Consider the following 20,084-nt stretch of genomic DNA (forward strand, 5'->3'; position numbering starts at 1 on the left):
CGTTCTTGCTTAGACGCCGATCGCATAGACGGCCCGGCCGTCAACCGAAATGCAGCCCAACCGACACTTCGTCCGAAGTGCTACTTCAGCGCAGAGATCTCTCGGCTCCTGATCAGGCGCGAGCGCAAGACGTTTCGACTGATACCCAACAGCTTGGCCGCCTGCACCTGATTGCGGTGGCAGAACTCGAAGGCCGTGCGCATCACGGTCTCTTCGATCTTGTCGAAGAGCTGCTCGGCGGGCTCGTTGAAAAGCTCGCGCAGGACGGCCTCGAGCCCCTGCTGCGGCGTGGCCTCCGGTGGCGCAGTGCCGTCGGGCGCGCGGCGCTGGATGCTCAGCGACGACAGGTGCAGGTGCGCCTCGCCGAGCACATCGTTCTGGCAGATCAACAAGGCATGATGGATCACGTTTTCCAGCTCGCGGATGTTGCCCGGCCAGCCGTGCTCGCTCAGTTTGCGCTCGGCGCTGGCGTCGAGGCGGACCGCGCCGTAGCCCAGGCGCTGCCGATACTCCTCGATGAAGTGGCGTGCCAGCGGCAGGATGTCGCCAGGCCGTTCACGAAGCGTGGGCAGCGCCAGATGCACCACATGCAGCCGATAGAAAAGGTCTTCACGGAAGTGACCCGCGGCCACGGCGTCCTGCAGCCGCACATTGGTGGCGGCGACCACGCGCACGTCGATGGGCACGCTCCTGCGCGATCCCAGTCGCACCACCTCGCGCTCCTGCAGAACGCGCAGCAGCTTGACCTGGATGGAGAGCGGCAGGTCGCCGATCTCGTCAAGGAACAACGTGCCCCCGTTGGCCGCCTCGAACCATCCCGTCTTGGCCGAGAAGGCACCGGTGAAGGCGCCTTTCTCGTGGCCGAAAAGCTCGCTCTCGACCAGGTTCTCGGAAAAAGCGCCGCAGTTCACCGCCACGAACGGCTTGCTGCTGCGCCGGCTCAGGTCATGCACATGGCGCGCGATCAGCTCCTTGCCTGTGCCGGTCTCGCCGATGATGAGCACGTTGGCATCGCTGGGCGCCACCATGCGGACGCGCTCGAGCAACGCGGCTGATCGTGGATCCTGGAACACCTGTGCCGTGGCGCGTATCGATGTGGTCAGTTTGCGCGGATTGGGCAGCGTGAGCACCGTTGGAGTGTCCCACTCGGGCTCGAATACATCGGCATGGGGCAATACGTCGAGGGGGCGGGCGAAGGTGTTCATGAATAGAAGGTCGGTACGGGATACTGCTGCTTGAGGGCCCATTCGCCGAGCTCGCGCACCTTGTAGGCCACGGGGTCGTGCAGGGTCTGGGTGCGCAGGTTGCGCCAGTGGCGGTCGAGCCGCAGGCCACCATGCGTGGCGCGGGCGCCGGCCACGTCGAACATGCGCGTACAGATGTCAAGACCGGTGTCGGTGGCTGCCACCTTGGCGGTAGCGACGGCCACGGCCACTTCGCCGCGTTCTTCTTCCTTCAGCGCGGAACCTCGATGCCAAGCGGCATCGAGCCGGTCGGCTGCGCGGTCGGCCAGCACGCGCACGCCCTCCAGGCCGACCCAGAATTCGCCGTAGCGGCTCAGCACGTACGGATCGTCGTGCATATGCGCCACCTTGGCGGCATGCCAGGGGCGCGACTCGTTCAACGTGTAGTGCCGGGCATCGTTGAACGCCGCTTCGGCAATGCCCAGGTACACGTTGGTCAACACCAACTGCGACACCAACGGGCGCAGGCAAGCAAATGGTGTGGACAGCGGACCCGGGTCGGCGAGCACCTCGTGCTGCTCCACGCGTACCTTCTCGAAGGTGACGCTGCCGCTGTCAGTCTGGCGCTGGCCGATGTTGTTCCAGTCGGGCGCCACAGAGATACCCGTGCGGCCGGTGGGCAATGCCGCAACGATGAAGGCGCCGCTGCCTTCTTCATGGGCTGAGGCGACCAGCATCTCGGAGTCGAGTGCGCCCGAGCAGAAGCTCTTCTGCCCGCTGAATTCGCGCCAGCCCGTCTGTGCGCTGCACACCGTGCGGTCGTCCAGCGGATTGAGCGCATTGCCCCAGAACCAGCGCCGGCGTGCTGTCTGTTCGAACCACGGCTGCCACTGGGCTGGCCGCGCAAACAGGCGGACCGTGGCAAGCATCAGATGATGGAAGCCGAAGACGTGGGCAATCGAGCTGTCGGCGCCCGCGAGCAGCCGCACCACGTCCAGTGTTTCGCGCCAGTCGGCACCGCCACCGCCGAACTCCCTGGGAATGCTCAATGCCAGGAGTCCGCTGGCACGCAGCGCATCGCGCTCTGCCTTGGGCGTGCCGCCACGCTCATCTCGCTCCACGGCCGTGGCGGCAAAGCGTTCCATGAGATCGCGAGCCAGGTCGCGAGGCGATTGGGAAGCCGGCCCGAAAGAAGCGGAAAGAACAGAACTCACACAAAGCCTCAGTGATGGACTGACAGCACGGTTGCTGCGTCGCAAGCATCTTTGCAGCAGCAGTCCCATCGGCCAACGACGCGATCCATATATCCATTGTTGTTTTGCTTCTATGGCAGCAATGCCTGGGTCGCGGTGCGCAGCGTGCAGCAGATGTGGTGGTCAGCTGCTGCTCCAGCAGCAGAAATCCCGCGTCTTGCCATGTGGCAGCAGGCACGGCGACTGGCACGCTAACTGCTGAACGATCCAATGCAAATTTTTTGGTTTCTACCCACCCACGGCGACAGCCGCTACCTTGGCACTTCACGCGGCGCGCGCACCGTGAGCCACCGTTATCTGCGGCAGGTGGCACAGGCCGCTGACGAGCTTGGCTACGAAGGCGTGCTGATTCCCACCGGCCGCTCCTGCGAAGACGCTTGGGTGGTCGCGTCCGCGCTCGCAGCGCAGACCGAGCGACTCAAATTCCTGGTCGCGATACGCCCGGGCATCATTTCGCCGACGGTCTCTGCGCGCCAGGCCGCCACGCTCGATCGCTTCTCCGACGGGCGGCTGCTCATCAATGTGGTGACCGGCGGAGACCCGGACGAGCAGCACGGCGACGGCAGCTTCCTGACGCACGCTGAGCGCTACGAAGTGACCGATGAGTTCCTGCGCATCTGGCGCGGCGTGGCGGCGGGCGAGACGGTCAATTTCTCAGGCAAGCACCTGCGCGTGGAGAACGCGAAGACCTTGTATCCGCCGGTGCAGAAGCCCTATCCGCCGCTGTGGTTCGGTGGTTCGTCGGACGCAGCCATCGCGCTGGCCGGCGAGCAGGTCGACGTCTACCTCACGTGGGGAGAGCCACCGGCCGACGTGGCCGACAAGATCGCGAAGGCGCGCGCCGCGGCGGCGCGGCACGGGCGCACGCTGCGCTTCGGAATCCGGCTGCACGTGATCGTGCGCGAGACCAGCGAGGCGGCCTGGCGTGCGGCCGACGAGCTCATTTCGTACGTGACCGACGAGACTGTCGCGGCGGCGCAAAAAGCCTTCGCGCGTTTCGACTCGGTCGGTCAACAGCGCATGGCCGCCTTGCATGGCGGACGGCGCGACAGGCTCGAGGTGTCGCCCAACCTGTGGGCCGGCGTGGGCCTGGTGCGCGGCGGTGCAGGCACCGCGCTGGTGGGCAGCCCGGAGGAGATTGCGGCGCGCATCCAGGAGTACGCAGCGCTGGGCGTGGAGACCTTCATCTTTTCGGGCTACCCCCATCTGGAAGAGGCGTACCGCGTGGCCGAACTGCTCTTTCCGTTGCTGCCAATGGGTTCTGCGCGACCTACAGCGCAGGCGAACATCACCGGCCCGTTCGGCGAAATCATCGCCAACGACATCGTGCCGCCTTATTCATCTTCAGCGCCGGTATTGACGCGCAACGAGGTCGGCGCATGAAGCACTTCCTGGCCGAGGCAGGCGGCGATACCCTGCCTTGGAATGAGCAAGTGCAGCACGTGACGCAGGCCTTGAGGGCTACCGCCGTCGAGCGCGACGAGCGCGGCGGCACGCCGAAAGTCGAACGCGATCGGTTGCGCGACAGTGGCCTGCTGATGCTGAGCGTGCCGTTGGAGCTCGGCGGCCTGGGCGCGAGCTGGTGCCAGACGCTGGACGTGGTACGAGGCTTCGCGCGCGTCGACAGTTCCGTGGCTCATCTGTTCGGTTTTCACCATCTGCTGCTGGCCACCACCCAACTGTTTGCACAGCCGGCGCAGTGGCAGCCATGGATCGAGCAGACTCGTGCGCAGCGCTGGTTCTGGGGCAATGCACTGAACCCGCTCGACAAGTCGACACGTGCGCGGGCCTCGGGCGATGGCTTCGTGTTCTCCGGCCGCAAGAGCTTCTGCTCCGGCGCGAGCGATTCCGACGTGCTGCTCGCTTCGGCACTCGATGCCCAAGACCGCTTGCTGATCGCCGTCGTACCCACGCAGCGCGCCGGCATCACTGTGCTGGGCGACTGGGACAACATGGGCCAGCGACAGACCGGCAGCGGCAGCGTGCTGTTCGACGATGTGCGCGTCAAGGTGAGCGAACTGCTGCTCGACCCCGGGCCACTTTCCACGCCCTTTGCGTGCCTGAGGCCGCTGTTGGCGCAGCTCATCCTCGCGAACATCTACCTCGGGCTCGGGGAGGGCGCGCTGGCCGAGGCCAAGGCTTTCACGCTGCAACAGGGCCGGCCGTGGTTGTTCTCGCCTGCGTCGGCCGCGAACGAGGATCCTTATGTGCTCACGAACTACGGCGATTTCTGGCTCGCGCTGGAGGGCGCGCGCAGCCTGCTCGACAGCGCTGCGACTGCCTTCGACCAGGCATGGCTGCGCGGCGCGTCGCTCGACGAGCGAGAACGTGGTCGGGTGGCCATCGCCGTGGCTGCTGCCAAGGTGGCCAGCACGCGCGCCAGCCTGGAGGTGGCGCATCGCATGTTCGAAGTGACCGGGGCGCGCGCCACCACTGCGGCGTTGCGCCTGGACCGCTACTGGCGCAACCTGCGCGTGCACACGCTGCACGACCCGCTCGACTACAAGGTGCGGGAACTGGGCGAATGGGCGCTCAACGACCGGTGGCCGAAGCCGAGCTTCTATTCCTGACATCGTCTTCGTCGACAAGGGCCTGCGACTTGGTGTCGCAGGCCTTTTTTCATGGCGATGGCGACGGCGCGACTGCTGTCTGCGAAGCAGTTTCGTAAGCGGCTTGCTGCGTGGCGTTCATGCGGTGGGCGCATACCGATGTACTCCGAACGACTAAGCCAGAAAAGCTGCTGTTGCAACAGCAATCGATCCGCAGCCTGCTGCCATTTCAGCACGGTCAGAGATTCTGGAGTTTCGCTAACCCATTGATTCATAAAGAAAATCAAGGTGGCACGGCATTCGCATATATCGAACATGCCGTGAATTGATTACGGCTACTGAACAGAGGTCATATCAACATGAGTCGAAAACTGAAAGTCGTTGCCGTTTCCGGCAGCCTGCAACGTCCCTCGCGCACCCTGGTGCTGGTCGACCAACTGCTGGCGGCGCTCGGCCGTGAAGTGGCCATCGATGCCCGCGTGATCTCGCTCGGCGAGATCGGCCCGCAGTTCGCTGGCGTGCTGTACCGCAACCAGTTGCCCGCCGTGGCCGAGGAGAGCATCGCGGCCATCGAATCAGCCGATCTGCTGCTGGTGGCGAGCCCGGTCTACCGCGGCTCGTACACGGGTCTGTTCAAGCATCTGTTCGATTTCGTGCACCACGAGGCGCTGACCGACAAGCCCGTGCTGCTCGCGGCCACCGGCGGGAGCGATCGGCATGCCCTCGTCATCGACCACCAATTGCGTCCGCTCTTCAGCTTCTTCCAGGCTCGTACGCTGTCTATCGGCGTGTACGCGGTCGAGCAGGATTTCGAGGGCTATGAGATCGCCAACCCCGCGCTGCGCGAACGCATCGCGCTGGCCGTGACGCGCGCCGTCCCGCAGTTGCGCGACGCCGTGGTTGGCTCGGTTCCCATCCTTGCCGCGTCCCGCACGTCTGCGCCCGTCGTGTTGGCGGCATGAAGCCCATTCGATTGATCACCAAGGAGCCTCCCATGAGTCACGCATCTTCCTCACCCGCCCCCGTCAAGTTTGCCTACTGGGTGCCCAACGTCAGCGGCGGGCTCGTCGTCAGCAAGATCGCGCAGCGCACCGACTGGAGCCTCGAATACAACCAGCGACTCGCGCTGGCGGCCGAGAAGGCCGGTTTCGAGTACGCCCTGAGCCAGATCCGCTTCACGGCCGGCTATGGTGCGGAATACCAGCACGAGTCGGTGTCGTTCAGCCAGGCGCTGCTGCATGCGACCACCAAGCTGAAGGTGTTGGCCGCGATCCTTCCCGGTCCGTGGAGTCCGGCGGTGGTCGCCAAGCAGATCGCCACCATCGACCACATCTCCAATGGCCGCATCGCCATCAACGTGGTGAGCGGCTGGTTCAAGGGCGAGTTCCAGGCCATTGGCGAACCGTGGCTGGAGCACGACGAGCGCTACCGCCGTTCCAACGAATTCATCCGCGCGCTCAAGGGCATCTGGACGCAGGACAACTTCACCTTCAAGGGTGACTTCTACCGCTTTACCGACTACACCCTGAGCCCGAAGCCGGTGCAGAAGCCGCATCCGGAGATCTTCCAGGGCGGTAGTTCGCGCGCGGCCCGAGACAACGCGGCGAGCGTATCGGACTGGTACTTCACCAACGGCAACACGCCCGAGGGACTGAAGACGCAGATCGACGACATCCAGGCCAAGGCCGCGCAAAACGGGCACACGGTGCGCATCGGCGTGAATGCCTTCGTGATTGCGCGAGATACCGAGGAAGAAGCCCGGGCAGTGCTGGCCGACATCATCCTGCATGCACACGTCGAGGCGGTGCATGCCTTTGGCGACGCGGCGAAGCAGGCGGGCAAGGCCTCACCTGAAGGGGAGGGCAACTGGGCCAAGTCGACCTTCGAGGACCTGGTGCAATACAACGACGGCTTCCGTACCAATCTCATCGGCACGCCGCAGCAGATCGCCGAGCGCATCGTGGCGCTGAAGGCCATCGGCGTCGACCTGGTGCTGGCGGGCTTCCTGCACTTCATCGAAGAAGTGGAGTATTTCGGCGAGAAGGTGCTGCCGCTCGTGCGCCAGTTGGAGCAAGCGCAGGCCGGCACGACCAGCCGGACGGTGACGCCGGTACTGGAATCCGTGGCGTGAGTCTGGCGATGCACGACTTTCTCTTCGAAGGGGGACGAGGCCCGCTCGGCGTCGACGGCGCAGCGGCCTTCGTGCCGACAGAAAATACGGCGTCTTCTACGGGCACAGCGGTGGCTGCGTTGAGACTGGAGGGCATCGAGCTGTCCTTCGGTGGCGTCAGCGCGCTGGCCGGCCTGGATCTGTCGATCGCGAAGGGTGAGATTCGTGCGGTGATCGGCCCCAACGGCGCCGGCAAGAGTTCGCTGGTCAATGTGATCAGCGGCCTGTACCGACCCGACAGCGGGCGTGTGTGGCTGGGCGCACGCAGCTTCGCGCAGGTGCCGACGGCGCGCCTCGCAAGCCTGGGTGTGGCGCGCACTTTCCAGAATCTGGCTCTCTTCAAGGGCTTGAGCGTGCGCGACAACATTGTGCTGGGCCGCGTCGACGCGGCGCGCTCCACCTTCATCGAGCAGCTCGTCGGGCTGGGGCGTGCGCGACGCGAACGCGAGGACGCGCGAGCGCGTGCCGACGCGATCATCGGCTTCCTGGGCCTCGGTGCGGTGAGCGAAAGGCTGGTCGGCGAGCTGGCCTACGGTCTGCAGAAACGGGTCGAGCTCGCGCGTGCACTGGTCGCTGCGCCGCAACTGTTGTTGCTGGACGAACCCATGGCCGGCATGACGGTGACGGAGAAGCGCGAGATGGCGAATTTCGTGCGCGCCGCGCGCGACGAGTTCGGCACCACCATCCTCTTGATCGAGCACGACATCGGCGTTGTGCTGGGCCTCTCCGACCGTGTGGCGGTGCTGGACTACGGCCGCAAGATCGCCGATGGCACGCCGGCCGAGGTGCGCGGCGACCCCGCCGTCATCGATGCGTATCTGGGTGCGGCGCATGTCGCGCAGTCGGGGAGCGACTGATGGACATCGGCGACATCGGCTTCTTCGCCGAGGTGCTCCTCGGCGGCCTGCTGTCAGGCGTCATGTATTCGCTCGTGGCGATCGGCTTCGTCCTGATCTACAAGACCTCGGGCGTGCTCAATTTCGCCCAGGGTGCGCAGCTTCTGTTTGCGGCGCTCACGTTCGTGAGCCTGGTCGAGCGGGGCGTGCCCTTCGCGCTGGCACTGGGGCTGACCTTCGCGCTGATGGTGCTGCTGGGGCTGACCATCGAACGCGTGGTGTTGCGCCCGCTGGTGAACCAGCCGCCGATCACACTGTTCATGGCGACGCTCGGCCTGTCGTACGTGATCGAAGGCGTCGCACAGCTGCTGTGGGGCACGCAGGTGCATGCGCTCGAGCTCGGCATCACCGACGAGCCGCTGCAGTTCCTGGGCATCATGGTCTCGACCTTCGACCTGTTCGCTGCGGCCACGGCGGGCGTGATGGTCGCACTGCTGTCGGCCTTTTTCCGCTACACCCGCGTGGGCCTGGCGTTTCGCGCAGTCGCCGATGATACCTACGCCGCCATCGCGGTCGGCCTTCGCCTGCCGCGCATCTGGGCGACAGTGTGGGCAACTGCCGGCGTCATCGCGCTGGTGGCTGGCCTGCTGTGGGGCGCCAGGCTCGGTGTGCAGTTCTCGCTCTCGCTGGTGGTGCTCAAGGCGCTGCCCGTGCTTGTGCTCGGCGGCTTCGATTCGATCCTCGGCGCGATCGTCGGCGGTCTGGTCATCGGCGCGCTCGAAAAGCTGGCCGAGGTGTACATCGGGCCGTGGGTCGGCGGTGGCATCGAGGGCTGGTTCGCTTACGTGGCGGCGCTGGCTTTCCTGCTGATCCGGCCCAGCGGGCTGTTCGGGCAGAAGCTCGTGGAAAGGGCCTGAACCATGCGATCAACATCCCTGCCCGATCGCTGGCCGGCATTCACCTGGCCGCTGGCCGTTCTGGTCATCGCGTTCGGTGTGGTGCCCTTTGTCGCGTCGGGCTATGTGTTCGATGCGTTGCTCATCCCGTTTCTCGCGCTGTCTTTGGCGGCGGTCGGGCTCAATCTGCTGACCGGCTATGCGGGCCAGCTGTCGCTGGGCACTGCTGCCTTCATGGCGGTCGGCGCCTTCTCGGCCTACAACTTCAACCTGCGCGTGGAGGGCTTGCCGCTGCTCGTGAGCATTGCGCTCGCAGGGCTGAGCGCAACGGCCGTCGGCCTGGTGTTCGGACTGCCGAGCCTGAGGTTGCGTGGCTTCTACCTGGCCGTGTCGACGCTGGCCGCCCAGTTCTTCGTGCAATGGGCGCTCACCAAGTTCAGCTGGTTCAGCAACGACAACGCCTCCGGCGTGATCGATGCGCCGGCACTCGAAGTCGCGGGCATCGTGTTCGACACGCCGGTGGGTCGCTACCTGTTCTCGCTCATCGTCGTGACCGTTCTGACCGCGCTCGCCTGGCGTCTGGTGCGCACGCAGACCGGCCACCACTTCATTGCCGTGCGCGACAACGAACTGGCCGCGCGCGTCATCGGCGTACCGGTGCTGCGCACCAAGCTGCTCGCTTTCGCGGTGTCGTCATTCATCGTCGGCGTGGCGGGCGTGCTGTGGGGCTTCGTGTACCTGCGCACTGTGGAGCCGGCGGGCTTCAACCTCGACCGCTCGTTCCAGATCTTGTTCATCGTGATCATCGGCGGCCTCGCAACCATCCGCGGTGCCTTCTTCGGTGCCGCGCTGATCGTGGTGTTTCCGCTGTTGCTCTCGCGTATCGGCAGCTTCCTGTTCGGTGGCCGCTTCGATTCCGGAGTGCTCGACATGAGCCAGCGGATCGTGCTGGGCGCGCTGATTATTTTCTTTCTTGCGATGGAGCCGAAGGGGTTGGTTGCCCTTTGGGACCGTGCGAGGACCCGACTTTCTTCCTGACGCCTTTCCCTTCGTTTCAACAAATCCAGTTCACACCATGTCCTTCATCAAGCAACTGAAAACCGTCGCCATCGCGGCCACCCTGGCCACTGGCCTGAGCGCGATCGGGCTGCAGGCGGCGCACGCGGACGCCAACGAACAATTCTTTCCGCTTCAGAGCTACCGCGTTGGCCCCTACGCGGCAGGCGGCACCGGCTTCTTCGGCGGGTTCATCGATTACCTGAATCTCGTCAACACGCGCGACGGCGGCGTCGGCGGCGTCAAGCTCACCTGGGAGGAGGGCGAGACGCAGTACGAAGTGGAGCGAGGCGTCGAGGTGTACGAGCGCCTCAAGCAGCGCCCCGGCATCGCGACCTGGAACCCGCTGTCGGTCGGCATTGCGTACGCGCTGATCGACCGCGTGACGGCCGACAAGGTGCCGCTGCTGACCATCAACCACGGGCGAACGGACACCACCGACGGGCGTGTGTTCAAGTACGTCTTCCCGCTGCTGCTGAACCCCTACAGCGAGACCTCCGGCATCGTGAACTACATCGCGGGAAAGGAGGGCGGTACCGACAAGCTCAAGGGCAAGAAGGTCGTCGTGCTGTATCACGGCTCGCCTTATGGCAAAGAAACCATTCCGATCTACGAACTGCTCGCCAAGAAGTACGGCTTCACGCTGCAGCAGATCGAGGTGCCGCACCCAGGCAACGAGCAGCAGTCGCAGTGGCTCACGATCCGCCGCGTGAAGCCTGACTACGTGGTGCTGCGCGGCTGGGGCGTGATGAATCCGGTGGCGCTCAAGACGGCACAGAAGACGGGCTTCCCTGTCGACCACATCGTGGGCAACGTCTGGTCGAACTCCGAGGAGGACGTCATCCCTGCAGGCGACGCCGCCAAGGGCTACGTCGCGATCACCACAGTGGCCGCGGGTGCGCAGTACCCGGTGCTGCAGGAGATCACCAGGACGGTGTACGGCGCCGGCAAGGGCAACCTGCAGGACCCCAAGCGAATCGGCAGCGTTTATCACAACTTGGGGGTTCTCAACGGCATCCTCAACGTCGAAGCCATCCGCATCGCGCAGGCTAAGTTCGGCAAGCGCACGCTCACCGGCGACGAGATTCGCTGGGGCCTGGAGAACCTGAAGATTGACGAGACGCGTGCCGCCGAGCTCGGCGCGAAGGGGCTGTTTCATTCCATCAACGTGACCTGGGACAACCACGAGGGTGACGGTCGGGTGGCTTTCCAGCAGTGGGACGGCAGCAAGTGGAATGTGGTGTCCGACTGGATCGCACCGGACTGGAAGCTCCTGCGTCCCATCATCGAGAAGTCCTCGCTCGCCTATGCGAAAGAGAAGAACGTCAAGGTGCGCAAGAGCATCGACGATTGAGCCGCACGTCCACATTCTTGAAAGGCAACCCCATGTCCGCTGTTCTTCAACCCTCCGCATCGGCACCGGCTGCCGCCAACGACGCCGTGCCCGGCCTGCCGCTCTCCGACCAACCCGCGCGTGTGATCCGCAACGACGCCGAGGCCATCACCGTGGCGCACGCGCTCGCTGCGAAACTGATCGTTGGCGCCTCCGAGCGGGATCGTCTGCGCCGGTGGCCAGTCGAGGAGATCGACGCCTACTCGCAAAGCGGCCTGTGGGCGATCAACGTGCCCAGGGCCTTCGGTGGTGCCGAGGTGTCGTATGCCACGCTGGCCGAGGTGATCGCGATCATCTCGGCGGCCGACCCTTCGCTCGCACAGATCACGCAGAACCACCTGGGTATCGTCGCAGCGGTGCGCACCGTGTCCGATGCGGCGCAGCAGAAGCGTTTCTTTGCGGACTTCCTGCGCGGCGTGCGTTGGGGCAACGCGTTCTCCGAATCGGGTTCGAAGCGTGCCGCCGACTTCGAGACGCGCTTCACCGATGCGGGTGACCATGTGGTGGTCACGGGCAAGAAGTTCTATTCGACCGGCGCGCTGCTCGCGCACTACGTGCCTATCGTGGCCAACGACGAGCACGGCAACACCTGGTACGTGGTGGCCGAGCGCAATGCGCCGGGCCTGACGGTGATCGACGATTGGTCGGCCTTCGGTCAACGCACCACGCTCAGCGGCACCGTGATCATCGACCACGTGAAGGTGCCCAAGACGCACCTGATTCCTGCGTACAAGGGCTACAGCGTCCCGTCGGCCGACGGCGCGATCTTCCAGATCATTCAGGCGGCGGTCGATGTGGGCATCGCGCGCGGGACCATCGCGGAGACCGTCGACTTCATCCGCACCAAGACGCGCCCGTGGATCGACAGCCAGCGCGATCACGCATGGGAAGATCCCTATTCGATCCAGGCGGTGGGCGACCTGCAGATTCGCCTGCATGCGAGCGAGGCGCTGCTGGAACGCGCTGGCCGCGCGATCGACCGCGCAGTGACTGAACCCGACGCAGAAAGCGTGGCTGCAGCGCAGGTGGCAACGGCAGAAGCGAAGGTGCTGTCGACCGAGGTCGCGATCCTGGCGACCAACAAACTGTTCGAGCTCGCGGGTACCCGATCCACGCTGGGGCAATACAACCTCGACCGGCACTGGCGCAATGCGCGCACGCACACGCTGCACGACCCTGTGCGCTGGAAGTACGCCATCGTTGGGAACTACTTCCTCAATGGCGTCAAGCCGCCGTTCCATGCCTGGAGCTGAGATGGCGCCCGCCCTGTTGCGCATCGAGGCGATTGAAGTGGCCTACCAGCGCTCCATCGTCGCGCTGCACCGCGTGAGCCTGGACGTGGGCGCCGGCGAGATTCACGCGCTGCTCGGTGCGAACGGCGCCGGCAAGTCGACCACGCTGAAGGCCGTGTCGAACCTGCTGCCCGCCCAAAGGGGGCAGGTCACGGCCGGTCGTATCGACTTCGATGGCCACGACGTGGGACGGATGTCCACGGCCGATCTCGTGCGGCTTGGGCTGGTGCAGGTGCTCGAAGGCCGTCATTGCTTTCGCTCGCTCACGCTTGAAGAGAATCTGCTGACCGGTGCACTCGGGCGCAGCGCCCGACGCGGGGAAGCCGCCGAAGACCTGGCGCGCGTGTACGAGATCTTTCCGCGCCTGAAGGCCAAGCGACGCGTGCTCGCCGGTCTGAGTTCCGGCGGCGAACAGCAGATGACGGCCATCGGCCGCGCGCTCATGTCGCGGCCCCGGTTGCTGGTGCTCGACGAACCGTCGATGGGCCTGGCCCCTCTGGTGGTGCGCGATATCTTCGAACAGCTGCGACGGCTCAACCGCGAGCAGGGGCTATCGATCCTCGTCGCGGAACAGAACTCGACCGTGGCGCTGCAATACGCCGACCGGGCCACCGTGCTCGACGCTGGCATCGCGGTTCTCGGTGGCAACGCGCAGGCACTGCGCCAGCGCGCCGACATTCAGTCGTTCTATTTCGGCGAAGGCGTGGCGGGCAACGATCCCGTGGCCCAAGCCCTGGCTTGAACCCATTTTCGTCAACAAGAGTCCGCATCATGAGTCTCACACTCGAGCAAGCGCTCAAGAAATCGCCCTGGCAGGGCAAGCCGCGTCCCGCAGACGCATTGCAATGGCTCACTCGCGCGGGTGAGGTGGCTGCCATTCTCGCGATCGACCAGGTCAAGCGCGATCGTCGGCAGGCGGTTCCGGCCGCCGAAGTGCAACTGCTCAAGAACGCAGGGCTCACCACACTGCTGGGCCCCGTGCAGCACGGCGGAGCAGGCCAGCACTGGGACACGGCCTACAAGGTCATCCGCATCGTGGCGTCGGGCGACGGCTCGGTGGGCCAATTGTTGGGCTACCACTATCTTTGGGCCTGGGCAGTGCGTCTGGTGGGCACGCCTGAGCAGATCGATGCGGTCGAAGCGCTCTATACGGCCAATGACCTGTTCTTCGGTGGCGCAGTGAACCCCCGTGACGGCGACCTGACGATCACCGAAGTCGACGGGCAATTGGTCTACAACGGCCGCAAATCGTTCTCGACCGGCTCGAAGGTGTCGGATCTCACCGTGCTGGAGGGCGTACTGCAGGGGACCGACAAGCACATCTTTGCCATCGTGCCGTCCAAGCAGGACGGCATCGTTTACCACGACGATTGGGACCATCTGGGTCAGCGTCTGACCGGGTCGGGCGGCGTGTCCATCCAGGACGTTCGCGTCGACTGGGCCAGCGCCGCAGGCTATGTCGACAAGATATACCAGAGCCGCACCTACGAGACACTCAACCTGCCTGCCATTCAACTGGTGTTCACGAACTTCTACCTCGGCATCGCCGAAGGCGCGCTGAAGACGGCGGCCGGGTATACGCGCGAAAAGACACGTGCCTGGCCGTACGGTGGCGACAACAAGGATTCGGCTGGCGATGAGTGGTATATCTTGGAGGCGTACGGCACACTTCAGTCGCGGCTCTGGGCAGCCGAAGAGCTTGCCAATTCGGCAGGCGCCGAAATCTCCGCGCTGCTGCACGCAGAGCGAGATGCGCTCACGCCCGAGGCGCGCGGCCGCGTGGCTGTGCGCATTGCAGCTGCCAAGCAAGCGGCGGTGGACGTAGGGCTGGAGATCGGTACCCGCGTGTTCGAGGTCACCGGCGCTCGTGCCACGGCCAACACGGTCGGGCTCGACATCTTCTGGCGCAATATCCGAACGCATTCGCTGCATGACCCTATTGCCTACAAGCGTCGCGAGGTGGGCGCCTATGCGTTGCGCGGCCAGATTCCCGAGCCAACCTGGTACACCTGAGCGCCTTCGGGCGCCTGCCCTGGGATGCGCGCCATCCCCTCGACGACCTGGATTCAGCGTCTCACCATGCCAGACGCAGTCCGGACGGAAGCCCTTGCAAGTGAAGAAGAGAAGCATCGGCAGTGCTCTCTTCGCTGAGATTGGGCCGTGCCTTGATCGGGTCTACTTCGACATCGATGAAATCGCTCAGCACATCGTCGCGCAGCCGGATGAAGGCGGGATCGCTGCGGTTACGCGGATGCGGCAGGTCGATGTCGAGCGTGCGTCGGATACGCCCCGGCGATGGCTGCATCACCACCACCTGGTCGCCCAGGAACACGGCTTCCTCCACGTCGTGGGTGACCAGCAGCATGGTGATGCGCTCCTTCTGCCAGATGCGCTGCAGCTCGTTCTGCAGGCGCGAGCGTGTGAGCGCATCCAGCGCGCCGAAGGGCTCATCGAGCAGCAGCACCCGCGGGCGATTGACAAGACCACGCGCTATCGCCACCCGCTGCGCCATGCCGCCGGAGATCTGGTGCGGCCACGATTTCTCGAAGCCGCCGAGCCCCACCAGCGCAACGTGCTCAGTCACCAGTTCGCGCTTCTGCGCGGCACTGAACGGCGCGTTGCGCAGCCCGACCGCGATGTTCTGTTCCACCGTGAGCCATGGAAAGAGCCGGTGGTCCTGGAAGACGATGCCTCGCTCTCGGCCGGTGCCGGAGATCTGCTGGCCGTCGAGCAGGATGCGGCCTTCGTACTGGGCGTCGAGTCCGAGTATCAGGCGCAGCAGCGTCGACTTGCCGCAGCCGCTGGTGCCCACGATGCTGACGAAGCGCCCGGCGGGAATGTGCAGATCGATGTTTTCGAGCACCTGCAGTTCGCCGCCGGCCGCCTGCGTGCTCGCATAGCGCTTGCCCAGTTGCTGAATGTCCAGCTCGTTGGAATGAGCCGTCGCGTGAGATGTCATGTTGTTCTTTCGTGGTGGGAACGTGCCGGCCTGTTCAGACCCGTCCGGTCCGGCGGGCCAGCATGCGCTCCACCGCGCGGGCGGAGGCGTTCATGAGCCAGCCGACCAGGCCGATCACGAACATGCCGAAAATGACCAGGTCCATCTGGAAGTGTTCGCTGCCTTCGATGAGCGTGTTGCCGATGCCGCGCCCGGCGACAAGCAGATATTCCGCGCCGATTGTGGCGAGCCAGGAGTAGATGAGCGCGAGGTAGAAGCCCGTGAAGATCGCCGGCAGCGCCGCGGGCAGCACCACCTGTGAGACCGTCTGCCAGCGCGTGTAGCCATAGACCTTCGCCACCTCCAGCAGGCCGGGCGGCGTGGTGCGGATGCCGTCGCAGGTGTTGACCACCACCGGCACCAGCGCCGCGAGCGACAGGAACACGACCTTCGCCACGTCGCCCAGGCCGAACCACACCGAGATCAGCGGGATCCATGCGAACAGCGAGATCTGCTTGAAAGTATTGAAACTGGGACCGACGATGCGGTTGAAGCGCGGTGAAAGGCCGAGCAGGGCGCCCAGGAGCAGGCCGGCCGATGTGCCGATCAGAAAACCCGTCGCCTCGCGTGCCAGACTGGCGCTGAGCGCGCGCCAGAGCCGGCCGCTGGTGATCTGTTCGGCTGCGGTTGTCAGCACCTTCTGTGGTGAGACGAGCAGCGCGGAGTTCACCAGGTTCAGCGAGGACAGCAGCCACCACAGCGCGATCGCCGCGACGGGCAGCACCAGGCCGCGCCAGCGACTGCGCTCGCTTGGCGCCAGCGGCGCAACCGCGGCGAGCTCGGCCCCATCGAAGGAGGTGCGCGGCGGGCCGTTCATCCCGCGGCTCCGGGCCGGCGACGGTGCGCTGCCTTTTCGAGCGCATCGAGCGCGCGGTCGATCGCGTAGCCGATCGCACCGACCACGATCACCGCAGCCATCACGAGATCGAGCTGGAACAGTTGGCGTCCGTACACGATCAGGTAGCCCAGGCCTTCGCTCGATGCCACCAGCTCCACCACCACCAGCGAGAGCCAGGCCTTGGTGAAGCCCAGGCGCAGGCCGGTGAAGAGTGTTGGTGTGGCGTGAGGCAGCACGACCTCCAGCACCTGCTGGCGTCGGGTGTAGCCGTAGACCTTTGCCACTTCGCGCAGCGCCTGCGGTGTCTGGCGAAAACCCTGCAGGGTGTTGAGCGCGACCGGCACCATCGCGGCCTTGGCGATCAGGATGTACTTGAGCGGTTCGCCGATGCCCACCAGCAGCAGCACGAACGGCAGCCATGCGAGCACTGGAATCTGCACCAGCGCGTTGAAAGTGGGAAGCAGGTAGGCCTCGACACGGCGCGACAGGCCCATGGCTGCGCCGAGCGCCAGGCCCAATGCAGCACCGGCCGCAAAGCCGATCAGCACGCGCGCGAGGCTGGCGCTTGCATGCAGCCAGAGGTCGCCGCTGGCGGCCAGATCGCGCAGCGTCTCCCAGACGAACTGAGGCGAAGGCAGCACCTGGGGCGAAATCCAGCCCTGGGTTGCGCCGACGGTCCACAGCAGCAGCAGCGATGCAGGCAGCAACCAGGGCAGCGCGGCGTCGCCGATGCGGGACCACGGCGCGGGCGTGGCCGCGTCAGGCCGTGTACCTGACGCTACCAGCCTGCCCAGGCCCAGCGTGGCGCTGTCGTCGATGTTCATCGCTCGCTCAGCGGCCATTGGCTGCGACGGTCTGTGGGTCCTTCGGGCGCCCCTTGGCGTCGTAGGCGGTCCAGTAGGTCTCCAAACCTTGCTTCTTCAGCGCCTTCTGCAGATAGCTGGTGTCGAACCAGCCGTCGATCGCGACCTCGTTGCGGATCAGCTTGAGCTTGAGGGCATCGCTGACCACCGCCTTGTAGCGGCTGATCACGAAGTCGTCGATCAGCGGTGAATTGCGCTCGGCCAGCGACTGCTTGTCGAACTCTGCGGCCCATGACGTGACCGGTGTGCCGCTGCGTGCCCAGATGTCGAACAACGCCTCGCGGTTCTTCTCGTCGGACGACCAACGCGCACCGCGCACGAACACGTCGACCACGCGCTGCACTTCGGCGGAATGCGCCTTCTCGAACTCTGTGCGCACCAACAGCGAGGCCTGGCGCGTCAGCGCCGGGTCCTGACCCTGCGTCGAGTAGATGATCTTCGCGAGCCCTTGGTCACGCACCTTGAACCATTCGTAGCCGCCGAATGCAGCGTCGACGCCGTTGGACACCAGCGCGGCCTGCGCGCTGCCTGCGTCGAGGTTCACGCCCTTGATGTCCCGCTCGGTCATGCCGTGGGCGGCCAGCACGTTGATCGCGACCAAGTGGCCGTTGGTGCCGCGGAAGATCGAGACCTTGCGGTCCTTGAGCTCCTTGACCGACTTCACATCGGAAGCGGGCGGCACCACCACGTAGAGGTTGTTGCGCACGCCGCTGGCGACCAGCAGCTTGGTCTGCAGCCCGTTGGAGCGGCCGACGATCTGAGGCAGATCTCCCTGGTAGGCGAAGTCGATCTGCTTGTTCGACAGTGCCTCGTTGACCGCCGGGCCTGCGCCCTTGAAGAAGAGCCATTCGATCTTGGTGCCCGAGCCCTTGAACTCCTCCTCGAGCCACTGATTGACGCGGATCACACCGCCCGGCGAGCCGCCCCAGGTGACCGGCTCGCCGCCGCCCGCGGAGGCCACGCCGATGCGGATCGCCTCGGGAGGCGCCGCCAGGGCCGGCATGGCGCCGAGGGTGGCAAGGGCGATGGCGCCCAGGGTCCATGCGCGGCGGTGCAGCCGGGTCAAGGCGGTGTGGATCATGGTTCTTCTCCTCTTCGGTGTAAGGGTACGGGCGTGCTCAGGCGGCGGCCTGGCCGAGCTTGCGGCCGACCTCCGTCCCTTCGAAGAAGCGCGGATTGGCCTCGGTGTAGAAGCGGTGCGGGTTGTCGAACACCAGGGCCTTGAAGTCGGCAGGCGTGATCACGCCCTGTTCGACCAGGTCCCAGCTTTCGGCGAGGGGCTCGGTGAATTCAGGCACGTCCCAATGGCCCACGTCGGATGACCAGATCGCGTTGATCTTCGCGCCGAGCGGATTCACGCGCGTGTTGAAGGCCGCGGCCACCGTGCGGTCGTCGGCCTCGGAGCCGAAGTAGAAGTTGTCGACCCAGCGGCTGCGGATGTCTTCCACCTTCTCGATGCCGGCGAGCGCGAAGTCGTCGATCTCCGATTCGTTCGGTTCGCGACTGTGCGGCAGCGCCGAGAGGCCGAGGCTATCGCGCAACAGCGTCGACTTGTCGATGGGGCGGCCCTGGGTCAGATCGGCGCCGTAGCGTTCGAACAGCGAGGCGAGTAGCTCGACGTCGGCTTCGGCTGGATCGTAGTTGCGCACTGCGGTCCGGTTGCGTTTCTCGAAGCGATCGACCAGGTGCGCGTAGACATGCGCGCCCCAGTCGGCGCCGCCTTCGAGCAGGCCCACGCGCAGGCCCGGGAAGCGGCGCGTGACGCCGCCGAAGAACAGCGCCTTCGCAAAGGCCTGCGACCCATCGGCGAAATGGCCGATATGGTTGTTCATGTAGTTACTGATCGACTGGCGACCGGTCCAGCCCTGGCTGCCGTAGTGCGTGGTGACCGGCACGCCGAGCTCTACCACCTTGGCCCAGAACGGGTCGTAGTCGTGCTCGCTGTCGATGCCGTAGAAGTCGATGTAGCCGGTCTGCCTGGTGATCTCCGGATGCTCGTGCTGCGGGTATTTGTCGGCGATGGCACGGATCGGGCGCCGCACGCCGCCCGCGATGTTGATGACCTTCAGGCCGAGCGTCTTCACCGCGAACTCCAACTCCTCGATGCCCTCCTGCGGCGTGTGCAGCGGAATGCCCGCGACCGGCGTGAGACGGTCGGCGTACTTGCGGTACTGGTCGGCATGGAAGTGGTTGATGGCGCGATGCAGCGGCTGGCGGAACTCGCTGCCGGCGGCCGCTGGCGAAAGCACGTCGTTTGGGAACAGCACCGAGTAGTCGGAGCCTTGTTCGGCCAAACGCTCGTAGAGCAGCGCGGGCAGGGTGTAGGTCGCGAGGTCATAGGTATTGCGCGTGACCCGTGCCCACCAGGGCGCCCGCAGCGTACGGTGGTACTGGCGCTCCTCGGGCGTCTGCTGGTACCAGTCCTTGCCGCCACCGTTGCGCGTGACGAATCGTCCGCCGAGCGCCTTGCGCAGCGCGTCGACCAGCGCATTGCCACCGTAGTGCTGGATGTAGTCCTCCAGTGCGGGCGCATAGTCGTTGACATGCACGTCGGTGTCGATCACCGGGTGCTGAAGTCCTGCCTTGACGGCGGCAGAGCGCGAAGCGCGAAGGGGATTCAGACGGTCGTTCATGCGTATCTCCTGGGATTGGAATGAGCCTTGTGCTGCAAGGTATGTCGCAGGTTATGTGCGCCATCCGACATGCGCAAAGAAGGCTTTCGCGCATCCTTAGCCAGCCACTGAATAAGCGGCTGC

18 protein-coding genes are annotated in these 20,084 nt (G+C 65.3%); 11 read left to right on the forward strand and 7 right to left on the reverse strand.

Features of this window, described 5'->3' with window-relative positions:
* Positions 1 to 80: 80 nt before the first annotated feature.
* Both J2W36_RS04830 and J2W36_RS04835 read right to left on the reverse strand, forming a co-directional pair.
* Positions 81 to 1,205 carry a sigma-54 interaction domain-containing protein gene (locus J2W36_RS04830; protein ID WP_307688548.1) on the reverse strand — a complete coding sequence of 375 codons (1,125 nt, stop codon included), beginning with the start codon at positions 1,203 to 1,205 and terminating at the stop codon, positions 81 to 83.
* Positions 1,202 to 2,329 carry an acyl-CoA dehydrogenase family protein gene (locus J2W36_RS04835; protein WP_307688549.1) on the reverse strand — a complete coding sequence of 376 codons (1,128 nt, stop codon included), beginning with the start codon at positions 2,327 to 2,329 and terminating at the stop codon, positions 1,202 to 1,204. The genes J2W36_RS04830 and J2W36_RS04835 overlap by 4 nt, the downstream gene beginning before the upstream one ends.
* Positions 2,330 to 2,647: 318 nt before the next feature.
* On the opposite strand from J2W36_RS04835, the gene ssuD reads away from it, so the two are divergent.
* The 11 genes from ssuD (at position 2,648) to J2W36_RS04890 (ending at position 14,642) form a co-directional block, all read left to right on the forward strand.
* Positions 2,648 to 3,820, forward strand: coding sequence for an FMNH2-dependent alkanesulfonate monooxygenase (ssuD, locus tag J2W36_RS04840; protein ID WP_307688550.1), 1,173 nt, complete (start codon positions 2,648 to 2,650; stop codon positions 3,818 to 3,820).
* Complete coding sequence (locus tag J2W36_RS04845) at positions 3,817 to 5,007, forward strand: acyl-CoA dehydrogenase family protein (RefSeq protein WP_307688551.1); 1,191 nt, start codon at positions 3,817 to 3,819, stop codon at positions 5,005 to 5,007. Before ssuD ends, J2W36_RS04845 begins: the two co-directional genes overlap by 4 nt.
* A 338-nt stretch (positions 5,008 to 5,345) precedes the next feature.
* Positions 5,346 to 5,948 (forward strand): FMN reductase, encoded by a 603-nt coding sequence (msuE, locus tag J2W36_RS04850; protein WP_307688552.1) that lies wholly within the window; start codon positions 5,346 to 5,348, stop codon positions 5,946 to 5,948.
* Between the two features lie 32 nt (positions 5,949 to 5,980).
* Positions 5,981 to 7,117 carry a dimethylsulfone monooxygenase SfnG gene (gene sfnG, locus J2W36_RS04855; protein WP_307688553.1) on the forward strand — a complete coding sequence of 379 codons (1,137 nt, stop codon included), beginning with the start codon at positions 5,981 to 5,983 and terminating at the stop codon, positions 7,115 to 7,117.
* An 8-nt stretch (positions 7,118 to 7,125) separates the two neighbouring features.
* The gene (locus J2W36_RS04860; protein ID WP_370869272.1) at positions 7,126 to 8,013 is read left to right on the forward strand and encodes an ABC transporter ATP-binding protein; all 888 of its coding nucleotides are present in this window, start codon (positions 7,126 to 7,128) and stop codon (positions 8,011 to 8,013) included.
* Positions 8,014 to 8,027: 14 nt separating this feature from the next.
* The gene (locus J2W36_RS04865; RefSeq protein WP_307688820.1) at positions 8,028 to 8,909 is read left to right on the forward strand and encodes a branched-chain amino acid ABC transporter permease; all 882 of its coding nucleotides are present in this window, start codon (positions 8,028 to 8,030) and stop codon (positions 8,907 to 8,909) included.
* Between the two features lie 3 nt (positions 8,910 to 8,912).
* On the forward strand, positions 8,913 to 9,926 hold the full coding sequence (locus J2W36_RS04870) for a branched-chain amino acid ABC transporter permease (protein ID WP_307688555.1): 1,014 nt from the start codon (positions 8,913 to 8,915) through the stop codon (positions 9,924 to 9,926).
* A gap of 37 nt (positions 9,927 to 9,963) precedes the next feature.
* Complete coding sequence (locus tag J2W36_RS04875) at positions 9,964 to 11,298, forward strand: ABC transporter substrate-binding protein (RefSeq protein ID WP_307688556.1); 1,335 nt, start codon at positions 9,964 to 9,966, stop codon at positions 11,296 to 11,298.
* 32 nt (positions 11,299 to 11,330) lie between these two features.
* Positions 11,331 to 12,590, forward strand: coding sequence for an SfnB family sulfur acquisition oxidoreductase (locus J2W36_RS04880; protein WP_307688557.1), 1,260 nt, complete (start codon positions 11,331 to 11,333; stop codon positions 12,588 to 12,590).
* Between the two features lies 1 nt (position 12,591).
* The gene (locus J2W36_RS04885) at positions 12,592 to 13,371 is read left to right on the forward strand and encodes an ABC transporter ATP-binding protein (protein WP_307688558.1); all 780 of its coding nucleotides are present in this window, start codon (positions 12,592 to 12,594) and stop codon (positions 13,369 to 13,371) included.
* A 29-nt stretch (positions 13,372 to 13,400) separates the two neighbouring features.
* Complete coding sequence (locus J2W36_RS04890) at positions 13,401 to 14,642, forward strand: acyl-CoA dehydrogenase family protein (protein WP_307688559.1); 1,242 nt, start codon at positions 13,401 to 13,403, stop codon at positions 14,640 to 14,642.
* 61 nt (positions 14,643 to 14,703) lie between these two features.
* Here J2W36_RS04890 and J2W36_RS04895 read toward each other — a convergent pair whose 3' ends face one another.
* From J2W36_RS04895 to J2W36_RS04915, 5 genes are read right to left on the reverse strand one after another with little or no spacing between them, the layout of a single operon-like run.
* Entirely contained in the window at positions 14,704 to 15,588 is an 885-nt protein-coding gene (locus J2W36_RS04895) for an ABC transporter ATP-binding protein (protein ID WP_307688560.1), read from the reverse strand.
* A 34-nt stretch (positions 15,589 to 15,622) separates the two neighbouring features.
* Complete coding sequence (locus J2W36_RS04900) at positions 15,623 to 16,444, reverse strand: ABC transporter permease (protein ID WP_307688561.1); 822 nt, start codon at positions 16,442 to 16,444, stop codon at positions 15,623 to 15,625.
* Positions 16,441 to 17,289, reverse strand: a complete 849-nt coding sequence (locus J2W36_RS04905) for an ABC transporter permease (RefSeq protein ID WP_307688562.1) — start codon at positions 17,287 to 17,289, stop codon at positions 16,441 to 16,443. The genes J2W36_RS04900 and J2W36_RS04905 overlap by 4 nt, the downstream gene beginning before the upstream one ends.
* 7 nt (positions 17,290 to 17,296) lie before the next feature.
* The gene (locus tag J2W36_RS04910; protein ID WP_307688563.1) at positions 17,297 to 18,409 is read right to left on the reverse strand and encodes an ABC transporter substrate-binding protein; all 1,113 of its coding nucleotides are present in this window, start codon (positions 18,407 to 18,409) and stop codon (positions 17,297 to 17,299) included.
* Positions 18,410 to 18,446: 37 nt separating this feature from the next.
* Positions 18,447 to 19,961 carry an amidohydrolase family protein gene (locus tag J2W36_RS04915; protein WP_307688564.1) on the reverse strand — a complete coding sequence of 505 codons (1,515 nt, stop codon included), beginning with the start codon at positions 19,959 to 19,961 and terminating at the stop codon, positions 18,447 to 18,449.
* Between the last annotated feature and the right edge of the window lie 123 nt (positions 19,962 to 20,084).

This window comes from Variovorax ginsengisoli, assembly GCF_030811835.1.
In the GTDB taxonomy this organism is placed as follows: domain Bacteria; phylum Pseudomonadota; class Gammaproteobacteria; order Burkholderiales; family Burkholderiaceae_C; genus Variovorax; species Variovorax ginsengisoli_C.